Below are 1,854 nucleotides of genomic sequence, written 5' to 3'. Positions count from 1 at the left end.
ATACATTGGCTTCAAAACAGGTGATTGCAACGCGCTTTTTGTTTAAAAAAATTTGATATAATTTGTTTATTGCACAAAAATTATTCTTGAGAGTTGTATTTTGATAATTTTTAAAAAGGCGGTCATAATCTTTTTGTGTTTTCAAATTTCTTCGTTTTTCAGAAGCAATTCCAAGTTCAGGCATATGCATATATTCAATATCAATATTGCTTACAGCTTTTTCTAATTGTCTTTTTGAAAATCCGTGTTTTCTACTTATTGGATTTTTACGAACATCACATAAAGTTTTGATATTGTTTTCTATGAGACAACTAAGATAATCCTCAAGGGACTTACCTTCATAGCCAATGGTAAAAAAACAAAATTCCTCATCTTTAGCAGGCTGTATGATAATATGTTTAGTGTTACACACGTTTAATTTCCTTGGTAAATGGGTGGGAGTGCTGGGAGGAGAGAGCACCCCCATAGGTTTAAGCAGCTTTTGCCAAAATCTTTTGCATCTCTTGTTCTATTTCTGCTAAAAAGACTTCGACCGCTTGATTAATCTGTTCAATGTGTTTCTCATCACGGAGGACACGTTTGATTTTCATTCTCAAACCAGTAGATTTGCCTACAAAGTTTGGATTATAGCTCATGAAATCACACCATTTGCGTCCAGTGCATGCCATTTGGAATTGCATCTGTGCGATATATTCGGGCTTGATTTCGTCATAAATAAAAAAACGCAAATGCGTGGTTGATTGTGGACATTTGACTTCTATTAAACCGTCCTCTCCAATCAACCCATCAGGACTAGCCCCCGCCATTTCCATTTTGGGGTGTGGGATAAACCCGCATCTTGTGACTTCTGCGTCATAAATGAATTCATATTCTCTCAAGGCATTCTCTTCATGTTCAATGCCCCATTGCATAGCAGGTGTTGTATAAGATTGGCTTATTTCCTCTATTAAGCGTTCTGTCATGAGTTTCGTTTTGTAGTCTTCATATTTGCTTGTAGGCAAACCTTTTGCTGTCTTACTGAGTACGTTGTAAACGTTTGAAGCAGTGACTTTTCCTAAGCGCGCTTGAAACCATTCTGCTGTTCTTTGCTCCATCTCACACCGCCGTTTGTTGTTGAGTTGGTGCATATTCAATATCTTGTATAGGTGCATCTAATTGCTCTTGTTGTGCTTTATTCATTTGCTTTCGTTGCTTTTTTTTCAAAGCAAACAAAGCGTTTTGTGCTTGTTTAAAAGACATATCTTTTAGATTTTTTACTCCTATGAAAGAGAGAAGCCCACTTTCTTCAGATTGTGTTTTTTTAATTAATTCTTTGATTTCATTCATCTGTTCAGGAGAGATACCCGCAAGAAGTGTTATTCCATCTGTATCGTCTTCTTTTCTTGCAACATTAAGAAGCATGCCTAAGAGATATCTACGTGCGTAGCTTATAGTAGAACCAACCGCTTGTGTGTTATTTTTGCTTCCTGTAGCATCAATGGGAAATGTTCCTTGTGTTGATATTTCATTGCCCGATATATGCTTTAAAGTCATTTCTACAGTTATGTCATTTGAACTCTGGTCTTTGATACGAGAGAACAAGGCAAAGTGATGTTTTGCAAGAGGTTCTTTGATAGCATCAATATATTTATCAAGCGTTGTATAGAGGCTTTTAGTATGTGTATTAATGGCGTTTTGTTCGATATCTTTGTATTCCATTTGCATAGCAGAAAGATCACGGACAAAGTTTTGGCGCTCTTGTCGTTCTATCTCCTTTTCTCGCAATTCGAGAAGGCTCTTGAGACGGTCCAGATCAACATCATTTTCTAGAGCTCTTTCTAAAATAAGTTCCATAGCTGTAGGTTTAACTTCACA

General features: G+C 36.6%; 3 protein-coding genes. All 3 read right to left on the bottom strand.

What is annotated here, in order from left to right:
* On the bottom strand, positions 1–412 hold a 412-nt coding region (locus ACFIM8_RS09005), incomplete at its 3' end, for a DUF488 family protein (RefSeq protein ID WP_375614823.1).
* Positions 413–470: 58 nt separating this feature from the next.
* Positions 471–1,094 carry a lambda exonuclease family protein gene (locus tag ACFIM8_RS09000; RefSeq protein WP_375614822.1) on the bottom strand — a complete coding sequence of 208 codons (624 nt, stop codon included), beginning with the start codon at positions 1,092–1,094 and terminating at the stop codon, positions 471–473.
* A 1-nt stretch (position 1,095) separates the two neighbouring features.
* Positions 1,096–1,854, bottom strand: a 759-nt coding sequence (locus ACFIM8_RS08995) for an ERF family protein (RefSeq protein ID WP_375614821.1), incomplete at its 5' end; no start/stop codon positions are given.

Origin of the sequence: Bartonella sp. AC535YNZD (assembly GCF_042196625.1) — a bacterium.
In the GTDB taxonomy this organism is placed as follows: domain Bacteria; phylum Pseudomonadota; class Alphaproteobacteria; order Rhizobiales; family Rhizobiaceae; genus Bartonella.
This window is presented reverse-complemented; position numbering and strand designations above follow the sequence as displayed.

Coding starts and splice junctions, on each gene's coding strand:
- ACFIM8_RS09000 (WP_375614822.1), bottom strand. CDS start 1,094: ATGGAGCAAAGAACAGCAGAATGGTTTCAAGCGCGCTTAGGAAAAGTC.